This window comes from Streptomyces plumbidurans (assembly GCF_019857225.1).
GTDB classification, from domain to species: domain Bacteria; phylum Actinomycetota; class Actinomycetes; order Streptomycetales; family Streptomycetaceae; genus Streptomyces; species Streptomyces plumbidurans.
The window spans coordinates 1-21,329 of the sequence record NZ_JAFJSY010000082.1 but is presented as its reverse complement, the minus strand read 5'-3'; the positions used below and the strand labels follow the sequence as shown (position 1 = coordinate 21,329).

Below are 21,329 nucleotides of genomic sequence, written 5' to 3'. Positions count from 1 at the left end.
CGCGCGGCCGCCGCCTCCACCGCCTCGGCGAGCGCGGCCGACGGGTCGGTGCCCGCGTCGGCGGCGGCACGGGCGCCGGACGCCGACGGCGACTCGGCGACGATCATGCGGAACGGCGAGTCCATGAGGCCGCCGTACAGATGCCCGGCGACGGCCCGCGCGTGGTCCGGCTCCCCCGCCAGCAGCATGCGCAGCACCGCCGCGCCGATGCGCTGTTCCGCCGCGTACAGCGAGCGGGACCTCTCCGTCGTGAGGGTCAGCAGCGCGATCGCCGAGTGGAGGGCGTAGCGCTCCGCCGTGCCGAGCGCGGCGGCCGTGCCCACCGCGAGCGCGGCACGGGGCCGCCGTCCCGTGCCCAGGGAGTGCAGTTCGACGCGGTCCTCGTCGTCCGGGGGGCCGACCACCGAGGAGGCCGGTGCCGGCCGCTCGCGCAGCCGCTCCACCTCCGCCGTCAGCCGCGCGGCCCGGCGGCCCGCCCACTCCGGGGCCGTGGCGACGACGGTGCCCGAGGCGTCGTAGAGCGCGGCCCAGCCGTCGACCTGCGAGGCGAGCGCGGACAGCACGCCCTCGGGGCCTGCCGTCAGGGCCTGCCTGGTCAGTTCCCGCTGGGCGGCGAAGCCCGCGGTCACCGAGCGGTACTGGTCCGCGGCGATCGCGGCCGAGACGGCCTTGCTGATGGCGAGGAAGGGGGTGCGGCGCGGCACCTCGATGAGCGGCAGCCCCTCCTCCTGCGCCGCGTCGACGAGCGCCTTGGGGATCTCCTCGTAGTTGACCCCGACGGCGAAGCCGAGGCCGACGACTCCCGCCCCGACCAGCCTCTTCACATACCGCCGCATCGCCTCCGGTTCCTCCGCGTCCAGTTTCAGCGCGGTGATCAGGAGCAGCTCGCCGCCCTCCATGTACGGCACGGGGTCGGCGAGTTCGCTGACGTGCGCCCAGCGGACGGGCACGTCGAGGCGGTCCTCGCCCGCCCGCACGGTCAGCCTGAGCGCGGAGTGGTGGAGAAGCGAGGCGAGCGTCGGGGGCATATGGCCTTCAGGTCTGCGGGGATCGGGCGAACCTTGTGATCATTTGGCCGCCATGTATGAACAACCTATGGCAATTCTGCCCCACTGTACGGTCACTCGGCGTCGGGGAGTGTCGTGCAGCGCCGCCAGGTACAGGTCCACGGGTGTACGGGACTAACCCCTCAGGTCCACCAGCAGCGGCGGGGCGTGCTCCCCGGTCACATCCGTCAGCGACAGCACCGCGTGCCCGGCCGGTACCCCGTGGGCCAGTTCGGAGGCCGACCAGCGCTCCCGCTCCACCTGCCGCACGGTCACGGCCCGCGCGGTCGGCGCCTTGCCGGTGATCACCCGGCGCAGCATGTGCACGGCCTTGCCCGCCGGGGTCTCGGCGATGATCTGCCGGTCGGTGACGTCCCGCGCCTCGATCCACTCCTTGCCCCAGACCTCGGCGAAGTCCTGCCCGTCCCACGGGGTGAGCCCGGACAGCGCCATCCGGCACCCGGCGGAGCCGAGCAGCGGCCCGCGCAAGGGCCTGGGCACGTCGTCCAGCGTGCGCAGGGTGAGCACCGTTCCGGCGTTCACCGACCGCAGCCGCTGGATCCCGCGCACCGCCTCCGGGGTCACGGCGCCCGTCGCGTCGTCCAGCACCAGACAGGCGAACAGCGAGCGGTCCTCGCGCACCGCGACGCTCGCCGTGAACTGCGCGAGCACCAGCCGCGCCAGCATCCGCGAGGCGTCCGCGTGGCCGCGCTCGGGCAGGTCGATGCGGACCCGCACCGGGTGGTCGAGGGCCTTGAGCGAGAACGGCTTGGAGTGTCCCGAGGTGTCGAAGAACCCCGCGAACGCGGGCCGGTCGAGCAGCGCCACCCGGTCCGCGAGCACCGCCGCCATGTCGCCCGGCTGGCCCAACTGCCGCTCCCGGGCGTCCAGTTCACGCAGCAGCGAGTCCTGCCCCGAACCCTGCAGCGCCGTGCGCAGCGCGTCCAGGGGTCCGGGCGCGCCGTCCAGCAGCTGCCGCAGCTCCGGCACCGAGGGGAAGCGCTGGTGGACCGCCCGGAACGGCCCGAGCAGCTGGGCGAGGACGGTCGTGGCACGCCGGCCGTCACCGCCGGGATGCGGGTCGGCGAGATCACCGACCAGCGCCTCGGCCAGCACGGCGGCGGCCTCGTCGGGGTCGGCGGTGCCGCCGTAGAGGTCGAGGTCGTACACGGACTGGGGATTGCCGATCTGTACGACGACGTCGTAGGCGTCGATCGGGCCGAGCCCGGCGCCCGCGGCGCCGACCACGACCACCGCGGCCCGTCCGGCGAGGGCGTGCAGGCACAGCGACTCGGCGAGCGGCCGCACCACGGCGGCGGTCTTGCCGGAGCCGGCCGGGCCGACCGCCAGCAGGGAGGTGCCGAGGAGATCGGGGCCGAGGCCGAGGCCGGAGCCGCGGTAGGCGTACGGGTTGCGGGGGTCGTCGGCGGTCGTGCCGAGCCGCACCTGCCCGGTCACCAGGTCGTGCCGGGCCAGCCGGACCGGCAGATCGCGCTCCCCGGAGGGGTGCAGACAGGCGGCGGCACCGTCCTTGAGCACGGCACCGGTGAACGCGGCGAGCGTGTGCCGGCCGGTGCGCACGCCCTGCCAGGCCCGGACGATGCGGGCGTGGTCCACGTCCCGCATCAGCCCGGCCCGCGCCTCGGCGGCCAGCCGCTCGGCGGCGGCGTCGGCACCGGCGGCGCGCAGGGCGGGCCACTGTGCGGGATCCTCCGTGGGCGCGGGTGCCACTTCCTGGCGCTGCGGGGCCCGCAGGCGCGGGGCGAAGAAGCGGCGCCACACCTCGCCCCAGCGGCCGAGCTTGCCCACGGCCAGCATGATGCCCAGCGCGACGAGCAGTTGGTAGCCGTCGTAGAGCATGGTGGTACCCGTCCGGCCGAGGTCGCCGTCGGCGCCTCGCCAGGAGTCGGGGGTGACCAGGAAGAGGGGAACCCACCACCAGCCGCCGAGGTAGCCGTTCTGCAGCAGGGACCAGACCAACCAGCCGGCCAGGAACGCGATCAGCGCCCCGCCGATCAGCTGCCGCGCGGGGATGTCCTCCGGCTCCTCGTCCGGGCGCGGCCGGTGCCCGAACCGCCACACACCGGGCAGCGCCTCGGGCCGCGGCGTCCGCAGCCAGTCCACGAACGCCGAGCCGTCCGGCAGCGGCGGGACCGACGGCGCCTGTGAGGGCGGCGGCGGGAAGGCGGAGCGTGCCCGCGGCACAGGATTCGCATGCGTACCCCGCGCGTCCTGGGTCCCGTCGCTGTCCATCGCCCTCGCCCCTCGACCAGCCGCTCCGTGCACCGTCAGCGGTCAATCTAACGCCCCGTCCGGACAGTTCACCGCCTCACACGGCCGGGCCCGCGACCGGCACCATGTCCACGGTGGACAATGACGCCGTCCGACAACGCCCACATGGAGCATGCCCAGCTTCCGTCCCCCGTCCTAGCCTGCGAGAAAAGAAGGCAAGAGTCCGTTCAACGTCATCCGTACCACCGCGCACAACCCCCAGGAGCCCCTCATGAGCGCACTTCCGCAGGAGCGCCGGATCGTCACCGCCATCCCCGGCCCGAAGTCGCAGGAACTGCAGGCCCGCCGCACCGCCGCGGTCGCGCAGGGCGTGGGCTCCGTGCTGCCCGTGTTCGCCGCGCGCGCGGGCGGCGGGATCCTCGAGGACGTCGACGGCAACCGGCTGATCGACTTCGGTTCCGGCATCGCCGTGACCTCCGTCGGCGCCTCCGCCGAGGCCGTCGTGCGCCGGGCCTCCGCGCAGCTGGCCGACTTCACCCACACCTGTTTCATGGTGACCCCGTACGAGGGCTACGTGGCGGTCGCCGAGGCGCTGGCCGAGCTGACGCCGGGCGACCACGCGAAGAAGTCGGCGCTGTTCAACTCCGGCGCCGAGGCCGTCGAGAACGCGGTCAAGATCGCGCGCGCCTACACCAAGCGGCAGGCCGTCGTCGTCTTCGACCACGGCTACCACGGCCGCACCAACCTGACGATGGCGCTCACCGCCAAGAACATGCCGTACAAGCACGGGTTCGGGCCCTTCGCGCCCGAGGTCTACCGCGTCCCGGTCGCCTACGGCTACCGCTGGCCGACCGGCCCGGAGAACGCCGGCCCCGAGGCCGCCGCGCAGGCCATCGACCAGATCACCAAGCAGGTCGGTCCGGACAACGTCGCCGCGATCATCATCGAGCCGGTGCTCGGCGAGGGCGGCTTCATCGAGCCCGCCAAGGGCTTCCTGCCGGCCGTCCGCAAGTTCGCCGCCGACAACGGCATCGTCTTCGTCGCCGACGAGATCCAGTCCGGCTTCTGCCGCACCGGCCAGTGGTTCGCGTGCGAGGACGAGGGAATCGTCCCCGACCTGATCACCACCGCGAAGGGCATCGCGGGCGGTCTGCCGCTGGCCGCCGTGACCGGCCGCGCCGAGATCATGGACGCCGCGCACGCGGGCGGCCTCGGCGGCACCTACGGCGGCAACCCGGTGGCCTGCGCCGGTGCGCTCGGCGCCATCGAGACCATGAAGGAGCTCGACCTCAACGCCCGGGCGAAGAACATCGAGGCGATCATGAAGCCCCGCCTCGCCGCCATGGCCGAGAAGTTCGACGTCATCGGCGACGTACGCGGCCGCGGCGCCATGATCGCCGTCGAGCTGGTCAAGGACCGTACGACCAAGGAGCCGAACCCCGGGGCGACCGCCGCTCTCGCCAAGGCCTGCCACCAGGAGGGCCTGCTGGTCCTGACCTGTGGCACCTACGGCAACGTCCTCCGCTTCCTGCCCCCGCTGGTGATCGGCGAGGACCTCCTGAACGAGGGTCTCGACATCATCGAGCAGGCCTTCGCGGGCGTCTGAGCCAAGCGGAATCCCCAGCTCACCCACCGGAAGCGCACCCCTTCGGACCCTGACGCCCCGCCCCTTGCGGGCACCTGGATTCCGCGATGGGGGCGACGGCGGCAGGCCGTGTGAAGAACGTGTGCGAGGTGGATGGCGGGACGGGATTCCATCTGTCTTCCGTCCACCCGCTGCCGTAGGTTTCTTCCAGATGAGAGATACACCCCGCTCACAGGGGACTGTGGGCGACTTCAGGCCGTGGCCTCCCCAGCTACGACCTGGTCGTGCCCTCGCGCACACACCCGGAGCTTCCGGCTTCGGATCTCCTCACCGATCGGACAGTCGCCCGCCCCAAACCCCCCGGGGTGGGCGCCCATCCGGTCAGATCGGCCGCCTCGGAACTACCCCCCCTGTTCCGGGGCGGCCGGCCTCCTTTCTTCCGCTTCTCGCGCTCCTGGGCCTTCCGGCCCTCCTCTTCGCGCTGATCACCTGGCAGGTCGTCGCCGACGGCCCGCTGCGGCATCTCGACGAGCGGATCAGCGACGCGGTCGTGGACCCGCTGCGCCTCTACGGCGGCCTCGCCGACCTCGGCAACGTCACGGTCGCGGTCCCGGTCCTCGCGCTGGTCATCGGCTACGTCGCCTGGCGCGGCCGCAGCGCCGGAACCGACCGCTGGTGGCTGCCGCCCCTCGCGGCCGCCGTACTGATGGCGCTGGTCCCGGTGCTGGTCGTACCGCTGAAGGAACTGATCGACCGGCCGGGCCCGCCGATCATGCACAGCGGACCCGGCTACTACCCCTCCGGCCACACCGCGACGGCCTCCGTGGCCTACGGCGCCGCCACGATGGTCCTCCTTCCCTGGCTGCGCGGCCGTTCCGTGCGCCGCGCTCTGGTCGTGGCGTGCGCCGTCGTCAATCTCGCCGTCGGGTTCGGTCTGGTGCGCCGCGGCTACCACTGGCCACTGGACGTGGTGGCCAGCTGGTGCCTGTGCACGGTGCTGCTCACGGCGCTCTGGCTGGTCCTCAGCCGAAATAGCCGTCGAACGTCCGCTGGAACTCCCAGTTCGAGTAGCGGTCCCAGTTGACCGACCAGGTCATCAGGCCGCGCATTGCGGGCCAGCTGCCGTGGGTGGGGTACGAGCCGCAGTTGGTCTTCTTGGTCAGGCAGTCGAGCGTCTTGGTGACCTCGGCGGGCGCCACGTAGCCGTTGCCCGCGTTCACCGACGCCGGCATGCCGATCGCCACCTGGTCCGGGCGCAGCGGCGGGAAGACGTTGTTCGCGTCGCCCGCCACGGGGAAGCCGGTGAGCAGCATGTCGGTCATCGCGATGTGGAAGTCGGCGCCGCCCATGGTGTGGTACTGGTTGTCGAGGCCCATGATCGGGCCCGAGTTGTAGTCCTGGACGTGCAGCAGGGTCAGGTCGTCGCGCAGGGCGTAGATGACCGGGAGGTAGGCGCCGCAGCGCGGGTCCTGGCCGCCGAACTTGCCGGTGCCGTAGAACTGGTAGCCCATCTGCACGAAGAACGTCTCCGGGGCCATGCTCAGCACGAACTTCGAGCCGTACTTGGCCTTCAGGGTCTTCAGGGCCGAGATCAGGTTGACGATCACCGGGGTCTTCGGGTTCTTGAAGTCGGTGTCGTCGGCGTTCAGGGAGAGCGAGTGGCCCTCGAAGTCGACGTCCAGGCCGTCGAGTCCGTAGGTGTCGATGATGTTCGAGACCGAGGAGACGAAGGCGTCGCGGGCGGCGGTGGTGGTCAGCTGAACCTGGCCGTTCTGGCCGCCGATGGAGATGAGCACCTTCTTGCCGGCCGCCTGCTTGGCCTTGATCGCCGCCTTGAAGTCGGCGTCGGACTCCACGTTCGGGCATTCGCTGACCGGGCAGCGGTTGAAGCGGATGTCGCCGGAGGTGGGCGAGGTCGGCTCGCCGAAGGCCAGGTCGATGACGTCCCAGCTGTCGGGGACGTCGGCCAGGCGCGTGTAGCCGGAGCCGTTGGCGAAGCTCGCGTGCAGATAGCCGACCAGGGCGTGCGTGGGCAGGTCGGTGGAGCCGCCGGTCGAGCCGGTCGCCGTGGTGGCGGTGACGGTGGCCGACTTCGCGGACTCGCCGGCGTCGTTCACGGCCGCGACCTGGAAGCTGTACGCGGTGGCCGGGGACAGCCCGCTCACGGTGGCCGAAGTGCCGCTCACCGTCTGGGCCTTGGCGCCGTCGCGGTAGACGGCGTAGCCCGTCGCGCCGGTGACGGCGGACCAGGAAAGGCCGACCGCCGAGGAGGACACGGAAGTGGTTCTCAGGCCGGTGGGCGCGGCGGGCGGCTGGCCCGTGCTCGCGCCCGGGCCGACGAGGGATATGTCGTCTGCGTTGTAGGCGCCGGTGCCGTACCAGCCGTGCGTGTAGAGGGTCACCTTGGTGGTGGAGGCGCCGGTGGTGAAGGTCGTGGTGAGCTTCTGCCAGTCGGGGGCGGACTGGGTCCAGGTGGAGACGTCGGTGGTGCCGGTGCCGTTCGCGCCGAGGTAGACGTAGGAGCCGCGGACGTAACCGCTCAGCGTGTACTGGGAGTTGGGCTGCACGGTCACGGTCTGCGTGCACTGTGCGTTGTCGCTGCCGGCCGGGGTCGCCTGCAGCGCGGAACTTCCGCTGTGCACGGGTGAGTTGACCGTCGTGCCCGCTGTGCAGTTCCAGCCGTCGAGGCCGGACTCGAAGCCTCCGTTGCGGGCCAGGTCCGCGTCCGCGGCCTGGGCCGACGAGGAGAGGGCGGTGAGGCCGGGTACGGCGAGCAGAGTCGCGGTGAGCGCGGCGAGGACGGATCGGGTGTGTCTGGGGCGATCCACAAGTGCCTCCGGGCAGGGGGGAATTGGAGGGGTGGAGCGCGCCCAATTTGGTCCAGACCAATGCCCGTGTCAAGACCTCGGGCCCCGCCCGTCGTCCTCACCGGCGAGGCCGGCCGCCGCCTCGTGCATGGCCAGTTCGAGCAGGGCCGGGTCGGTGAGCATGCCCGAGCCGTCCGGCGGCACCAGCCAGCGGACCCCTCTGGTGGAGCGGCCCGGGTACGGCACCACGATCCAGGTGCCGGCCCCGACCGTACGGATGCCCGTGCCGAGCCATCGGGCCGCGGTGCCCGGTGGCACCAGAAAGCCCATCCGCGCGTCCCCGAAGTCGGCCAGCACCGGGCCGAGCCGGTCGAGGATGCGGGTGAGCACGTCGAGGGTGGGATAGCCGAGTTCGCTCGGCAGGATGAGCACGTCCCAGGCCCGGCCGGCGGGCAGCAGCGCGATCCCCTGGGGATTGCGCTCCCACTCCCGCCGGCAGGCCTCGGGATCGGGCGCCACGGATGACAGCCACTCGACCGCCGTCTTCGCCCCAGCCATGAGAAGACCTCCCCGTCTCTTGTTGACGCCGTCGCGTCACAGGGGAGAGCGGGGCCTGTTCGCAGCATTACGCGGATTCTGACACCCGCTTGGGGTGAACCGGATCACACTCAGCTGTCGAAGCCGAGGCCCAGCCGGTCCATCGTGCGCAGCCAGAGGTTGCGTCGGCCGCCGTGTGCGTCCGCGTGCGCCAGCGACCACTTGGTCACGGCGATACCGGTCCAGGCGAAGGGCTCGGGCGGGAACGGCAGCGGCTTCTTGCGGACCATCGCCAGCGAGGTGCGCTCCGTCTCCTCCCCCGCCAGCAGGTCCAGCATCACCTCGGCGCCGAAGCGGGTGGCGCCCACGCCGAGGCCGGTGAAGCCCGCCGCGTAGGAGACCCGGCCCCGGTGCGCGGTGCCGAAGAACGCCGAGAAGCGCGAGCAGGTGTCGATCGCGCCGCCCCACGCGTGCGTGAAGCGGACGCCCTCCAGCTGCGGGAAGCAGGTGAAGAAGTGCCCGGCGAGCTTGGCGTAGGTCTCGGGGCGGTCGTCGTACTCGGCGCGCACCCGGCCGCCGTACGGATAGATCGCGTCGTAGCCGCCCCACAGGATGCGGTTGTCGGCGGAGAGGCGGAAGTAGTGGAACTGGTTCGCCGAGTCCCCGAGGCCCTGGCGGTTCTTCCAGCCGATCGAGGCCAGCTGCTCCTCGCTCAGCGGTTCGGTCATCAGCGCGTAGTCGTAGACCGGGACGGTGTACGCCCGCACGCGTCGGACCAGGTTCGGGAAGATGTTGGTGCCGAGCGCGACCCTGCGGGCGCGGACCGAGCCGTAGGGGGTGCGTACGGCCATCCCGGCGCCGTACGGCTTCAGGCTCAGGGCGGGCGTGTGCTCGTGGATGCGGACGCCGAGGCGCAGGCAGGCGCGCTTGAGGCCCCAGGCGAGCTTCGCCGGGTGGACCATGGCCACGCCCCGGCGGTCCCACAGGCCCGCCCGGAACGCCGGTGAGTCGACCTGCTCGCGCACCGCGTCGGCGTCCAGGTACTCGACGCCCTCGGCGAGGCCCGCGCGCTCCATCTCCGCGTACCAGTCGCGCAGTTCGCGTGCCTGGTACTCCTGCGTCGCCACGTCGATCTCGCCGGTGCGCTCGAACTCGCAGTCCAGCTCGTGGCGGGCGACCGCCTTCTCGATCGCGTCGAGGTTGCGGGCGCCCAGCTCCTGCAGCGTGTGGATCTCCTCGGGCCAGCGGGCCAGCCCGTTGGGCAGGCCGTGGGTGAGGGATGCGGCGCAGAAGCCGCCGTTGCGGCCGGAGGCGGCCCAGCCCGCCTCACGGCCCTCCAGCAGGACGACATCCCGTTCGGGCTCGCGCTCCTTGGCGATGAGCGCGGTCCACAGTCCGCTGTAGCCACCGCCGACGACCAGCAGATCGCAGGTCTCGGCGCCGGTGAGCGCGGGCTCGGGGTGGGGCTTGCCGGGATCTTGAAGCCAGTACGGGACGGGCTGTGCGTCGGAGAGAGACTTTGTCCAGCTGGTCATGGCGCTCGGGGCCATGATTTCAACTCCCTACGAGGGTTGTGCGGTTACGCCTTCTGCCGGTTGCGGCGGTTGCTGATGACCATGGAGGTCAGCACCAGCAGGACGGCGACCAGGAACATCGCCGTGCCGATGACGTTGATCTGGACGGGCGTTCCGCGCTGTGCCGAGCCCCAGACGAACATGGGGAAGGTGACGGTCGAGCCCGCGTTGAAGTTGGTGATGATGAAGTCGTCGAAGGAGAGCGCGAAGGACAGCAGCGCGCCCGCGGCGATTCCGGGTGCCGCGATCGGCAGGGTGACCCGCAGGAAGGTCTGCGCCGGACCGGCGTAGAGGTCCTGAGCGGCCTGCTCCAGACGCGGGTCCATGGACATCACGCGCGCCTTGACGGCGACGACGACGAAGCTGAGGCAGAACATGATGTGGGCGATCAGGATCGTCCAGAAGCCCAGCTGCGCGCCGAGGTTGAGGAACAGGGTGAGCAGCGAGGCCGCCATGACGACCTCGGGCATCGCCATCGGCAGGAAGATCAGCGAGTTGACGGTGCCCCGCGCGCGGAACCGGTAGCGGACCAGCGCGAAGGCGATCATCGTGCCGAGCAGGGTGGCGCCGATCGTCGCCCAGAAGGCGATCTGGAGGCTGATCGACAGCGAGCCGCACATGTCGGCGACGCCGCACGGGTCCTTCCAGGCGTCCGTGGAGAACTGCTGCCACTGGTAGTTGAAGCGGCCCTTCGGCTTGTTGAAGGAGAAGACCGTGACGATGACGTTCGGCAGCAGGAGATAGGCGAGGGTCACCAGCCCCGCGATGACGACGAGATGGCGCTTGAGCCAGTTCACGACAGGCATCAGACCAGATCCTCCGTTCCGGCCCTGCGGATGTAGATGGTGACCATGAACAGGATCGCGGCCATCAGAATGAAGGAGAGGGCCGCGGCCGTCGGGTAGTCCAGAATGCGCAGGAACTGGGTCTGGATGACGTTTCCGATCATGCGGGTGTCGGTCGAGCCGAGGAGTTCGGCGTTGACGAAGTCGCCGGCCGCCGGGATGAAGGTCAGCAGCGTGCCGGAGACCACGCCGGGCATCGACAGCGGGAAGGTGACCTTGCGGAAGGTGGTCCAGGGCTTGGCGTACAGATCGCCCGCCGCCTCGTGCAGCCGTCCGTCGATGCGCTCCAGCGAGGTGTAGAGCGGCAGGATCATGAACGGCAGGAAGTTGTACGTCAGTCCGCACACGACCGCGAGCGGTGTCGCGAGGACGCGGTCGCCGGCGGTCCAGCCGAGCGCGTTGGTGACGTCCAGGATGTGCAGCGAGTTGAGAGTGCTCACCACGGGCCCGCTGTCCGCGAGGATCGTCTTCCAGGCCAGCGTGCGGATCAGGAAGCTGGTGAAGAACGGCGCGATCACCAGGACCATGACCAGGTTCCGCCAGCGGCCCGCCCGGAAGGCGATCAGATACGCCAGCGGGTAGCCGAGGATCAGGCACAGGATCGTCGCCGAGCCGGCGTAGAGGATCGAGCGCAGGAACTGCGGCCAGTACTCGGACAGCGCGTCCCAGTAGGTGGAGAAGTGCCAGGTGACCTTGTAGCCCTCCTCCAAGGAACCCGTCTGCACGGACGTGGAGCCCTGGTAGATCATCGGCAGCGCGAAGAAGACGATCAGCCAGAGCAGGCCGGGCAGCAGGAGCCAGTACGGCGTCCAGCGGCCCCGCTTGCGCGGGGGCTTCTTCTCGGGGGTGGGCGCCAGGGGTGGCGCCTCGGTGACGGTGGCCATCAGGCGGCCTCCTCCTCGACCTCGGCGACTCCGGCGTCGATGTCCTGCGCCGCGTCGAGGCCGAAGGTGTGGGCCGGGTTCCAGTGCAGGACGACCTCGGCGCCGGGCACCAGCCGGGCGTCACGGTCGATGTTCTGGGCGTAGACCTCGAACTCCGGGCAGACCGGGCTGTCGATGACGTACTGCGTGGAGACGCCGATGAAACTGGAGTCGGCGATCTTCCCGGTGATCCGGTTGCGGTTCTCGGCGATCTCGCCCGCGTCGTCGGCGTGCGTGAGGGAGATCTTCTCCGGGCGTACGCCGACCAGCACCTTGCCGCCGGTCGTGGTGGGCGCGCCGCAGCGCGACTCGGGCAGCACCAGCTTGCCGCCGCCCGCCCGCAGGACGATGTCGTCGCCGCTCTTGGAGTCGACCTCGGCCTCGATCAGGTTGGAGGTGCCGAGGAAGTTGGCGACGAAGGTGGTGTTCGGGTTCTCGTAGAGGTCGGTGGGCGAGCCGAGCTGCTCGACGCGGCCCGCGTTCATCACGGCGACCGTGTCGGCCATGGTCATGGCCTCCTCCTGGTCGTGCGTGACATGGATGAAGGTGATGCCGACCTCGGTCTGGATCCGCTTGAGCTCCAGCTGCATCTGCCGGCGCAGCTTGAGGTCGAGGGCGCCGAGGGGCTCGTCGAGGAGGAGCACCTTGGGCGTGTTGATCAGCGCGCGGGCCACGGCGACGCGCTGCTGCTGGCCGCCGGAGAGCTGGTGCGGCTTCTTGCGCGCCTGCTCCCCCAGCTGCACCAGCTCCAGCATGTCCTCGACCTGCTTCTTCACGCTCTTGATGCCGCGCCGGCGCAGGCCGAAGGCGACGTTCTCGAAGATGTCGAGGTGCGGGAAGAGGGCGTAGGACTGGAAGACCGTGTTCACCGGCCGCTTGTACGGCGGCAGGTGCGTGACCTCCTGGTCGCCGAGGTGGACGGTGCCGCTGCTGGGCTCCTCCAGGCCGGCGATCATGCGCAGGGTGGTGGTCTTGCCGCAGCCGGACGCGCCGAGCAGGGCGAAGAACGAGCCCTGCGGCACGGTCAGTTCGAGCGGGTGGACGGCCGTGAAGGAGCCGTAGGTCTTGCTGATGCCGGAGAGGCGGACGTCGCCGCTGTTGTCTGTGGTCATCTTCGTCACGCCCCTGTGAGCTTCGCGAACTTCTGCTGGTAGGCCGTCTCTTCCTTCGAGCTCAGCGCGCGGAAGGCGACGGACTTCGCCTGCATGGCCTTGTCGGGAAGGATCAGCGGGTTGTTCGCCGCCGACTTGTCGATCCTGGCGAGGTACGGCTTCACGTCCGCGACCGGGCTCACGTAGTTGATGTACGCGGCGAGCTGGGCCGCCGGCTCCGGCTCGTAGTAGTAGTCGATGAGCCGTTCGGCGTTCGTCTTGTGGCGTGCCTTGTTCGGGATCATCAGGTTGTCGGTGGACGTCATGTAGCCGCTGTCGGGGATGACGTAGGCGATGTCGGGGTTGTCCGCCTGCAGCTGGACGATGTCGCCGCCCCAGGCGACACAGGCCGCCAGGTCGCCCTTGCTGAGGTCGGAGGTGTAGTCGTTGCCGGTGAAGCGGCGGATCTGTCCCCGGTCGACGGCCTTCTGCAGCCGGGCGATCACCGCGTCGTAGTCGTCGTCGGTGAACTTCGCCGGGTCCTTGCCCATGTCGAGCATGGTCATGCCGACGGTGTCGCGCATCTCGGTCAGCAGACCGACCCGGCCCTTGAGCTTGGGGTTGTCGAGCAGGTCGGACATCGACTTCACCTCGACGCCGTCGAGCGCCTTCTTGTTGAAGGCGACGACCGTCGAGATGCCCTGCCAGACGTACGAGTAGGCGCGGCCGGGGTCCCAGTCGGGGTTGCGGAACTGGTCGGAGAGGTTGGCGAAGGCGTGCGGCAGGTTGGACGCGTCGAGTTTCTGGACGTAGCCCAGGCGGATCATGCGGGCGGCCAGCCAGTCGGTGAGCACGATGAGGTCGCGGCCGGTGTCCTGGCCCGCGGCGAGCTGCGGCTGGATCTTGCCGAAGAACTCGTCGTTGTCGTTGATGTCCTCGGTGTACTTGACCGTGATGCCGGTCCGCTTGCGGAACGCGTCCAGCGTCGGGTGGTGCTTCTCGCTGTCGTCGACGTCGATGTACTCGGGCCAGTTGGAGAAGTTGATCTGCTTCTCCTTGGCCGAGTGGTCGTCGGCGGACTGGCCGCCTTCCGTCTTGCCGGCCGCGGGGATCCCGCAGCCGCTCAGCGCGGCGATGCCACCGGCGGCGAGCGCGCCGCCCGCGGAGGCGCGCAGCAGGGAACGGCGGGTCATGGCGGCCCGTCCGTTGCGGTAACTGCGCCGCACGGCGGCCGCAACGACCGGTGACAGGCGGTCGGGCTCGTACTGCTCCATGCGCGTGCTGCCCTTTCGGGAGTGCGGCCGCGGGTCGGGCGGCCTGTTCTTCACCCGGCGGTAGCCGGATCTTTGCTACAGCCGGTCCCCGAAGACGGTGCGGTGCCAGTCCTTCCTGGCCACCGCGGTGTTGTCGAACATGACGTGCTTGATCTGGGTGTACTCCTCGAAGGAGTACGCGGACATGTCCTTGCCGAAGCCGGACGCCTTGTAGCCGCCGTGCGGCATCTCGCTGATGATCGGGATGTGATCGTTGATCCACACACAGCCCGCCCTGATCTCGCGGGTGGCGCGGTTCGCCCGGTAGACGTCGCGGCTCCAGGCGGAGGCGGCGAGGCCGTACGGGGTGTCGTTGGCGAGCCAGATCCCATCGTCGTCGCTGTCGAACGGCAGGACCACCAGAACCGGGCCGAAGATCTCGGACTGGACGATCTCGCTGTCCTGGGCGGCGTCCGCGACCAGGGTGGGACGGAAGTAGGCGCCCTTCTCCAGGTCTCCCCCGGGGGCCTCGCCGCCGGTCACCACGCGCGCGTAGGAGCGCGCCCGCTCGACGAAGCCGGCCACGCGGTCGCGCTGGGCGTGCGAGATCAGCGGGCCGAGGTCGGTGCCGGGGGCGAAGGGGTCGCCGAGCCGGACGCTCTCCATGAGGGCGGCCGTCCTGTCGACGAAGGCCTCGTACAGGGGGCGCTGCACGTACGCGCGCGTGGCGGCCGTGCAGTCCTGGCCGGTGTTGATGAGCGCACCGGCGACGGCGCCGTTGACGGCGGCGTCGAGGTCCGCGTCGTCGAAGACGACGAAGGGGGCCTTGCCGCCGAGCTCCAGGTGGATGCGCTTGACGGTGGCGGTGGCGATCTCGGCGACGCGCCTGCCGACGGCGGTGGAGCCGGTGAAGGAGGTCATGACGACGTCCGGGTGGCCTACGAGATGCTCACCGGCCTCCTTGCCGGTCCCCGAGACGATGTTGATGACACCGTCCGGGATGCCCGCGTCGGTCGCCGCCTGGGCGAACATCAGCGAGGTGAGCGGGGTGAGCTCGGCGGGCTTGAGCACGATGGTGTTGCCCGCGGCGATCGCCGGGAGGATCTTCCAGGCGGCCATCTGCAGCGGGTAGTTCCAGGGCGCGATCGAACCGACGACGCCGATGGGCTCACGGCGTACGTACGAGGTGTGGTCGCCGGAGTACTCACCGGCCGACTGGCCCTGCAGCTGCCGGGCGGCGCCCGCGAAGAAGGCGGTGTTGTCGATGGTGCCCGGCACGTCGAACTCGCGCGTCAGCTTCAGCGGCTTGCCGCACTGCAGGGACTCCGCGCGGGCGAAGTCCTCGGCGCGGTCGGCGAGCACGGCGGCGAAGCGGTGCAGTGCGTCCGAGCGCTCGCCGGGGGTGGCCCCCGACCAGCCGGGGAAGGCCGCGCGTGCCGCTGCGACGGCCGCGTCGACGTCGTCGGGTCCCGCCAGTTCGTAGGTGTACACCTCCTCGCCAGTGGCCGGGTCGACGACCGCGTGCGTCCGGCCGGAGGTGCCCTTCGTCAGGCGGCCGCCGATGAATTGCGCACCGTCCGCGAAGCGGTCCTGCGCCGGAAATCGTTCCGGGGTTGCGTTGCCCGGGTTGTGCATGTCGCTCTCCTCCGCCTTCGCCCCGCGGCTCGGGGGGCGGGTGGCGTAGCTCCAGCTCGATTTGAGTGCCGATCCTGACAGAGCAACAGCGGTCCTACAAGTGATTCCGTTGTTGCCTTTCGGTTACGCGACGGAATCTGTCGACCAGGTGTCGAGTGAGCGCGGGAAAGGGGGGACGGAGTGTCAGTGGTGCCTGCCAGACTCGCGTGCATGGAGAGGATCACGGGGAGGATCGACTCGCGGGAGGCCCTGGTCAGGGCGGTCCGCGCGGGGGCGAAGATCAAGTATCTGCATTTCTGGGGACACCGGGCGCGGGCCGACGGGCGGGTCGGTGCCAGTTGCCTCAGTCAGTGGTGGCCGTCGCCGTTCACGGTCGACGGGGTGGAGTACGGCACGGCCGAGCACTGGATGATGGCGCGGAAAGCGCAGCTGTTCGGGGACGCGGAGGCCGAGCGGCGCGTGCTCGCCGCCGGGCATCCCTCCCTCGCCAAGAAGGCGGGGCGCCTGGTGCGCGGCTTCGACGAGGCGATATGGGAGCGGGAGCGCTTCGCGATCGTGGTCGAGGGCAGCGTCCACAAGTTCGCCGCCGACGCGGATCTGCGGGACTACCTGCTGCGCACCGGCGACCGCGTACTGGTCGAGGCGAGCCCGGTGGATCGGGTCTGGGGCATCGGCCTCGCGGCGGACGACGAGGCGGCGTCCGATCCGGAGCGCTGGCAGGGGCCGAACCTGCTGGGGTTCGCGCTGATGGAGGCGCGGGAGCGGTTGCGGGTTTCGGCGGACGGGGCAGGGGCGGTATGAGAAGGGGCCGGCCTTGGCGGCCGGCCCCTCACCGGACATGCCGGTTCGCGTTCAGGACGCGCCGATGCCGCCCATGATGCTCGCGAAGAGCAGCAGGCCCAGCAGCGGCAGGATCACGGTGGCCACGATGCCGCAGACGAGACCCGCGGTCGCCGCACCCTTGTTGTTGGCCTCGCCGCGGTTGGCTCTGCCCCGACCTACCGCGCCGAAGATGATCGCGAGGATGCCGAGGATCACTCCGAAGAACCACAGGATGAAGGTGAGACTGCAGACCACCCCGATGATGCCCAGCACCAGCCCCGAGGTGCCCATGCCGTTGCGCGGCTGGGCCGGCACACCGTAGCCGGGGGCCTGCGGGTAGCCCACGGGCGGCGCCGCCGGGTAGGACGGGCCCGTCTGGGGATAGCCGTAACCCGGGCCGGACTGCTGCGGGTATCCGTATCCCGGGGCCGGCTGCTGCGGGGGCTGGCTCGGCGGGCCGAAGCCACCGGGCGCGGGATTGGTGTCGGACATGGAACGGTCTCCCCTCCGTTGACGGTCAAGGCATCGTAATGGCCGGGCAAGGTCCCGACGAGGGGGTTCGCGCAGGTTGTTGCAGGCGGGAGGGGCCGGCCGGCTCAGCGGTCGGCCGGGAACGTCGCCGAGACGGTGTGGGCGGAGCCGTAGTACGGATCGGAGTCCGTGCCGCCGTCGTGGAGGGCGAACGAGATGCCGATGGCGATGAGGACGATCACGGCGACGCCGAGGACGATCCCGATGACGCCCATGACCAGGCCGGCCTGGGCCTGGCCGCGGTTGTCGGCCTCGCCCCGCTCGGCCCTCCGGCGGCCCTTGATGCCGAAGACGACGGCGAGGATGCCGAGCACGACGGAGACCACGCCGTACAGGCAGAACAGGCACAGGGAGAGGATGCCGAGCACCAGCGACGCGATGCCCATGCCGTTCTGCGGGGTCATCGGCATGCCGGGCCAGCCGTAGCCGCCGGGGTAGCCGTATCCGTAGCCGACCGGCGGCGGGGCGGGTATACCGGGGCCGGGGCCGGAGGGCGCGGGCGGCGGAGGCGGCACCGGGGAGCCGACCGGGGCCGGACCGGGCGGGCCGTAGCCGGACGCGGCCGGTGGTGCCGGCGGAGCGGGCGGGGCGAAGCCGTCGGAGGGCATGGAGATCACGGTGGCCTGATCGTGCACGGACGGCGGCTGGTCCTGCACCGGGGGCGGCTGCACGGGCTGCTGCGGCGTCTTGTCCAGCGATGGCCGGTGCTCGGGCGGCGCCCATGGATCCCGGTCGGCGCCGGCGGCCCCGTTCGGCTGCGTTCCGTCCGTCACGTGCACGTCCCCCTCGGTCGTTCGTCCCGCCATGCTAAGGCCTGGCCTCTGCGCTGCCGCTTCCCGGTCCTGCTGCTTTCTCGTACCGGTCCGGTGACAGCCCCGCCCGCTCCCGTCGGCCGTGCCGCAATAATCCGCCAGCCTCTCCCACCGGGCGCGAATACGATGTTCGTACACGATCAGCCGATCACCCGCGCCGCGGCCCCCGGGAGCACGCAGGCGCCGTTCCGGGGAGGAATCCTTGACCGAGCATCTCGACGCGTCCGCCGCACCGCTGCGCGACCTCCACGGCTTCATCGCCGGACTGCCCAAGGCGGAACTGCACGTCCACCACGTCGGCTCCGCCTCCCCCCGTATCGTCGCGGAACTCGCCTCCCGCCACCCCGACTCCAAGGTGCCCACCGACCCCGAGGCCCTGGTCGACTACTTCACGTTCACGGACTTCGCCCACTTCATCGACGTGTACCTGTCCGTCGTGGACCTGATCCGCACCCCGGAGGACGTACGGCTGCTGACGTACGAGATCGCCCGCGACCTGGCCCGCCAGCAGGTCCGCTACGCCGAGCTGACCATCACCCCCTGGTCCTCGACCCGCCGCAACATCGACGAGCGCGCCTTCATGGACGCCATCGAGGACGCGCGCAAGGCGGCCGAGGCCGAGTTCGGGACCGTGCTGCGCTGGTGCTTCGACATCCCCGGCGAGGCCGGTCTGGAAGCCGCCGAGGAGACGACCCGGCTGGCGACCGACGACCGCCTGCGACCCGAGGGCCTCGTCTCGTTCGGGCTCGGCGGGCCCGAGATCGGTGTGCCGCGGCCGCAGTTCAAGCCGTACTTCGACCGGGCCATCGCCGCCGGTCTGCGCTCGGTGCCGCACGCCGGCGAGACCACCGGCCCCGAGACGGTGTGGGACGCGCTCACCGACCTGCGCGCCGAGCGCATCGGACACGGCACCAGCTCCTTCAAGGACGCGAAGCTGCTCGCGCACCTCGCCGAGCACCGCATCCCGCTGGAGGTCTGCCCCACCTCCAACATCGCCACCCGGGCGGTGCGCACCCTCGACGAGCACCCGATCAAGGAGTTCGTGCAGGCCGGGGTCGTCATCACCGTCAACTCCGACGACCCGCCGATGTTCGGCACCGACCTCAACAACGAGTACGCGGTCGCCGCCCGGCTGCTGAACCTGCACGAACAGGGCCTGGCGGAGCTGGCGAAGACGGCGGTCGACGTCTCCTTCCTCGACGAGCCCGGCAAGGCCCGGATCCGCCAGGAGATCGACACCTACACCGCCTCTTGGCTCGCGCCCTGATCCCGTCACAATGAGGGCCATGCAGAACGTGACCGTCGTGGCCCACCGCGGAGACCCCTACCGGGTCCGCGAGAACACCGTCGCCTCGCTGCGTTCCGCGCTCGAACTGGGCGCGGACGCCGTCGAGATCGACGTACGCCTGACCAGGGACGGCGTCCCCGTGCTGCTGCACGACGAGACGCTGAAACGGCTGTGGGAGCACGAGCGGCCCCTCGCCTCGCTGTCGGCGGACGAGGTGCGCGGTCTCACGGACGGCGGGGTGCCGACCCTGGCGGAGGCGCTGGCCGCCACCGGCGGTGGCCGGCTCATGCTCGATCTGCCCGGCACCCGGGAGGTGCGGACGGCCCGCCGGATCGTGGACGCCGTACGGGAGGCGGGGGCGGCCGACCGCGTGTACTACTGCGCGGACGCGGCCGCCATGCTCGCCGTGCGCGGCGCCGACCCGTCCGCCGAGATCGCCCTGACCTGCACCAGCCTCGCGCCGCCGCGTCCCGCCCTGCTCGCGGCGGTGAAGCCGCGCTGGCTCAACTACCGCTGGCCGCTGGTGGATCACGACCTCGCCGCGCGCATCCACCACGACGGCTATCTCGTCGCCGTCTGGACGCCGGACACCCGGCGCTCCATGCGCCGGATGATCGACGCGGGCGTCGACTCGATCACGACCAACCGCGTGGACGTGCTGTGCGCGCTGCGGGACCGCGCCTCCCGGCCCTCCTCCGAACGCTGAGGCATCGTCCGCACGTCCGCACTCAAGCAGCGGGCACCGCGGCCGGAACCGGATACGGAGCGAGAGCCTCAAGCCGCTTGATCCGCCTGCGCACGACGTACAGCGGGATCACCCCGAACACCCCGAACGACATGTCGATCACCGACCACCAGAAGGGGATGCCCCGGATCGGTCCGCAGATCAGGGCCAGGGGGATGATCCCGGCGCAGGCGATCATCGCGAACTCGACGACCCAGACGTTGCGTACGGGGTCGCGGTAGGGGCCGTAGAAGGCGACCGCGATGACGAGGTGGGCGAAGGCCAGCCAGTCGGTGCCGTAGAGGAGGAAGGGGTGGTCGGCGTCGGCGGTGTCCAGTCCGTGCCGTACGCGCTCGATCCAGTTCATCAGCGCGGGCAGGTGCTCCGGCACGGACAGGGACCGCAACAGGTCCTCGGTCCAGCGCAGTTCGTGCACCAGGGGGAAGGCCGTGGCGCCGCTGAGCACCAGGCAGACGACGAAGAGGACCAACCAGGCACGGATGCCCTTGAGCAGGGCGGCTCTGTCGCTCATGGGGACAGCGTACGCCCGGAATTGAACATGTTCAAAAGCTATCGGCCCCGGTCGGACGCCGAAGGGGTCGCGGCGCTGCGGGTGCTCGCCGCGGACGGCCACATCGAGGGGACCTGGGTCGCCGTCCTCGCGGAGGAGGCGGACGGACTGACGCGTTCGTCCGCGGGCGGGCGCCCGGTGGGCGCGGTGGTGGATGCGGTACTGGGTCCGGCGGTCCGGCGGTCCTGGCTCGGGTGCGGGCTTCGCGGCTCGGGCGTCGCCGACCGGTGCGGCGGCGTCGACGGGCTGCTCGCGGGCGGCGGGGCGAGCGGGACCGCCGGCGAGCCGTGGCCCTCCGAGGCGGTCAGCCGCAGCGGCAGCACGACGAGGGCGGCCACCCCGCAGGTCACGGCGGCCCCTGCTGCGGCCCGCAGCAGCCGGCGGCGGGAGGCACCGCGGCGGATCGCCTCGTAGCGGCCGGGGGGTGCGCCGAGGTACTCGGTGGGGGGCCGCATGATGACGGTCAGCGGGTCGTCGGGGTCGTACTCCGGGCCGTCGTCAGAGTGTGTGATCAAGACTTCTCCTCAGGTGGGCGCGGAGCAGTTCGCGGGCCGTGTGGAGGTCGGCCTTGACCGTCCCTTCCTTGCGTCCGGTGAGCACGGACACCTCCCGGATCGGCATGTCAGCGTAGTAGTGCAGGAGGATCGGGACGCGCAGTCGTTCCGGCAGCGACTGCACCAGCAGCCGTACCGAGGGGTCCGCCTGTTCCGTCGCCGGGGCGACGGCCGCCTCGGTGGTGGCCCGGCGCACCGCTCTGCGCTCGCGCTCCAGCTTGCGCCAGTGGTCCCGGACGAGATTGGCAGCGGTGACATAGAGGAAACCGCGCGGCTCGGCCACGGCCGTCCAGCGGGCCCACAGCCGGGTGAACGCCTCCGAGGCGATCTCGTGGGCCGTCTCGTCGTCGTCGACCAGCCGGCGGACCCAGCCGGCGAGACGCGGGTAGAGGGCGGCGAACAGCTCGGACGCGGCCTTCTCTCGGGACCGGTTCAACGTTCTCCCGGGGTGTGGGGCATGCGTGGGGGGTGGGGCAGTCGTGCGCGTGGGCGGGCGGCT

Annotated in this window: 20 protein-coding genes; 5 read left to right on the top strand and 15 right to left on the bottom strand. The window is 71.0% G+C overall.

Going from position 1 to position 21,329, the window contains the following annotated elements:
* On the bottom strand, positions 1-1,028 hold a 1,028-nt coding region (locus JYK17_RS33890; RefSeq protein ID WP_222811877.1), incomplete at its 3' end, for a PucR family transcriptional regulator ligand-binding domain-containing protein.
* Between the two features lie 153 nt (positions 1,029-1,181).
* Positions 1,182-3,299 (bottom strand): ATP-binding protein, encoded by a 2,118-nt coding sequence (locus JYK17_RS33885; RefSeq protein ID WP_222811876.1) that lies wholly within the window; start codon positions 3,297-3,299, stop codon positions 1,182-1,184.
* Positions 3,300-3,549: 250 nt separating this feature from the next.
* Here JYK17_RS33885 and gabT point away from each other — a divergent pair, with 250 nt between their 5' ends.
* Together gabT and JYK17_RS33875 are read left to right on the top strand one after the other, a co-directional pair.
* A complete protein-coding gene (gene gabT / locus JYK17_RS33880; RefSeq protein WP_108015441.1) occupies positions 3,550-4,884 on the top strand; it encodes a 4-aminobutyrate--2-oxoglutarate transaminase in 1,335 nt (444 codons plus the stop codon).
* 220 nt (positions 4,885-5,104) lie between these two features.
* On the top strand, positions 5,105-5,947 hold the full coding sequence (locus JYK17_RS33875; RefSeq protein ID WP_222811878.1) for a phosphatase PAP2 family protein: 843 nt from the start codon (positions 5,105-5,107) through the stop codon (positions 5,945-5,947).
* Here the strand turns inward: JYK17_RS33875 and JYK17_RS33870 are convergent.
* The 8 genes from JYK17_RS33870 to JYK17_RS33835 all read right to left on the bottom strand — a co-directional run bounded on the left by JYK17_RS33870 (position 5,886) and on the right by JYK17_RS33835 (position 15,528).
* A complete protein-coding gene (locus JYK17_RS33870) occupies positions 5,886-7,691 on the bottom strand; it encodes a chitinase (protein ID WP_222811875.1) in 1,806 nt (601 codons plus the stop codon). The two genes, JYK17_RS33875 and JYK17_RS33870, sit on opposite strands and share 62 nt — an antisense overlap.
* Before the next feature lie 69 nt (positions 7,692-7,760).
* Positions 7,761-8,228, bottom strand: a complete 468-nt coding sequence (locus JYK17_RS33865; RefSeq protein WP_108015439.1) for a bifunctional DNA primase/polymerase — start codon at positions 8,226-8,228, stop codon at positions 7,761-7,763.
* Positions 8,229-8,338: 110 nt separating this feature from the next.
* A complete protein-coding gene (locus JYK17_RS33860; RefSeq protein ID WP_222811874.1) occupies positions 8,339-9,757 on the bottom strand; it encodes an NAD(P)/FAD-dependent oxidoreductase in 1,419 nt (472 codons plus the stop codon).
* 29 nt (positions 9,758-9,786) lie between these two features.
* Positions 9,787-10,587: an ABC transporter permease gene (locus JYK17_RS33855; RefSeq protein WP_108015437.1), complete on the bottom strand. Its 801-nt coding sequence runs from the start codon at positions 10,585-10,587 to the stop codon at positions 9,787-9,789.
* Positions 10,587-11,510 (bottom strand): ABC transporter permease, encoded by a 924-nt coding sequence (locus tag JYK17_RS33850; protein ID WP_108015436.1) that lies wholly within the window; start codon positions 11,508-11,510, stop codon positions 10,587-10,589. Before JYK17_RS33850 ends, JYK17_RS33855 begins: the two co-directional genes overlap by 1 nt.
* A complete protein-coding gene (locus tag JYK17_RS33845) occupies positions 11,510-12,661 on the bottom strand; it encodes an ABC transporter ATP-binding protein (RefSeq protein ID WP_108015462.1) in 1,152 nt (383 codons plus the stop codon). Before JYK17_RS33845 ends, JYK17_RS33850 begins: the two co-directional genes overlap by 1 nt.
* A 5-nt stretch (positions 12,662-12,666) precedes the next feature.
* Positions 12,667-13,914 (bottom strand): ABC transporter substrate-binding protein, encoded by a 1,248-nt coding sequence (locus JYK17_RS33840; RefSeq protein WP_108015461.1) that lies wholly within the window; start codon positions 13,912-13,914, stop codon positions 12,667-12,669.
* A gap of 75 nt (positions 13,915-13,989) precedes the next feature.
* Positions 13,990-15,528 (bottom strand): gamma-aminobutyraldehyde dehydrogenase, encoded by a 1,539-nt coding sequence (locus tag JYK17_RS33835; protein WP_108015435.1) that lies wholly within the window; start codon positions 15,526-15,528, stop codon positions 13,990-13,992.
* A gap of 210 nt (positions 15,529-15,738) precedes the next feature.
* Here JYK17_RS33835 and ybiA point away from each other — a divergent pair, with 210 nt between their 5' ends.
* A complete protein-coding gene (ybiA, locus tag JYK17_RS33830) occupies positions 15,739-16,329 on the top strand; it encodes a riboflavin biosynthesis intermediates N-glycosidase (RefSeq protein WP_108015434.1) in 591 nt (196 codons plus the stop codon).
* A gap of 51 nt (positions 16,330-16,380) precedes the next feature.
* Here ybiA and JYK17_RS33825 read toward each other — a convergent pair whose 3' ends face one another.
* Together JYK17_RS33825 and JYK17_RS33820 are read right to left on the bottom strand one after the other, a co-directional pair.
* A complete protein-coding gene (locus JYK17_RS33825) occupies positions 16,381-16,842 on the bottom strand; it encodes a DUF4190 domain-containing protein (protein WP_108015433.1) in 462 nt (153 codons plus the stop codon).
* A gap of 104 nt (positions 16,843-16,946) precedes the next feature.
* On the bottom strand, positions 16,947-17,654 hold the full coding sequence (locus tag JYK17_RS33820) for a DUF4190 domain-containing protein (protein ID WP_241662310.1): 708 nt from the start codon (positions 17,652-17,654) through the stop codon (positions 16,947-16,949).
* Positions 17,655-17,895: 241 nt separating this feature from the next.
* Between JYK17_RS33820 and JYK17_RS33815 the strand changes: the two genes are divergently transcribed.
* On the top strand, positions 17,896-18,960 hold the full coding sequence (locus tag JYK17_RS33815) for an adenosine deaminase (RefSeq protein ID WP_108015431.1): 1,065 nt from the start codon (positions 17,896-17,898) through the stop codon (positions 18,958-18,960).
* A 19-nt stretch (positions 18,961-18,979) separates the two neighbouring features.
* The gene (locus JYK17_RS33810; protein ID WP_222811873.1) at positions 18,980-19,687 is read left to right on the top strand and encodes a glycerophosphodiester phosphodiesterase; all 708 of its coding nucleotides are present in this window, start codon (positions 18,980-18,982) and stop codon (positions 19,685-19,687) included.
* 22 nt (positions 19,688-19,709) lie between these two features.
* On the opposite strand, the gene JYK17_RS33805 is transcribed toward JYK17_RS33810, so the two are convergent.
* Genes JYK17_RS33805 through JYK17_RS33795 form a run of 3 tightly spaced genes read right to left on the bottom strand, consistent with a single transcriptional unit; the run spans position 19,710 to position 21,266 of the window.
* Positions 19,710-20,237 carry a hypothetical protein gene (locus tag JYK17_RS33805; protein WP_222811872.1) on the bottom strand — a complete coding sequence of 176 codons (528 nt, stop codon included), beginning with the start codon at positions 20,235-20,237 and terminating at the stop codon, positions 19,710-19,712.
* Positions 20,238-20,275: 38 nt separating this feature from the next.
* Positions 20,276-20,791, bottom strand: coding sequence for a RodZ family helix-turn-helix domain-containing protein (locus tag JYK17_RS33800; RefSeq protein WP_108015428.1), 516 nt, complete (start codon positions 20,789-20,791; stop codon positions 20,276-20,278).
* Positions 20,775-21,266: an RNA polymerase sigma factor gene (locus JYK17_RS33795; protein WP_108015427.1), complete on the bottom strand. Its 492-nt coding sequence runs from the start codon at positions 21,264-21,266 to the stop codon at positions 20,775-20,777. Before JYK17_RS33795 ends, JYK17_RS33800 begins: the two co-directional genes overlap by 17 nt.
* Between the last annotated feature and the right edge of the window lie 63 nt (positions 21,267-21,329).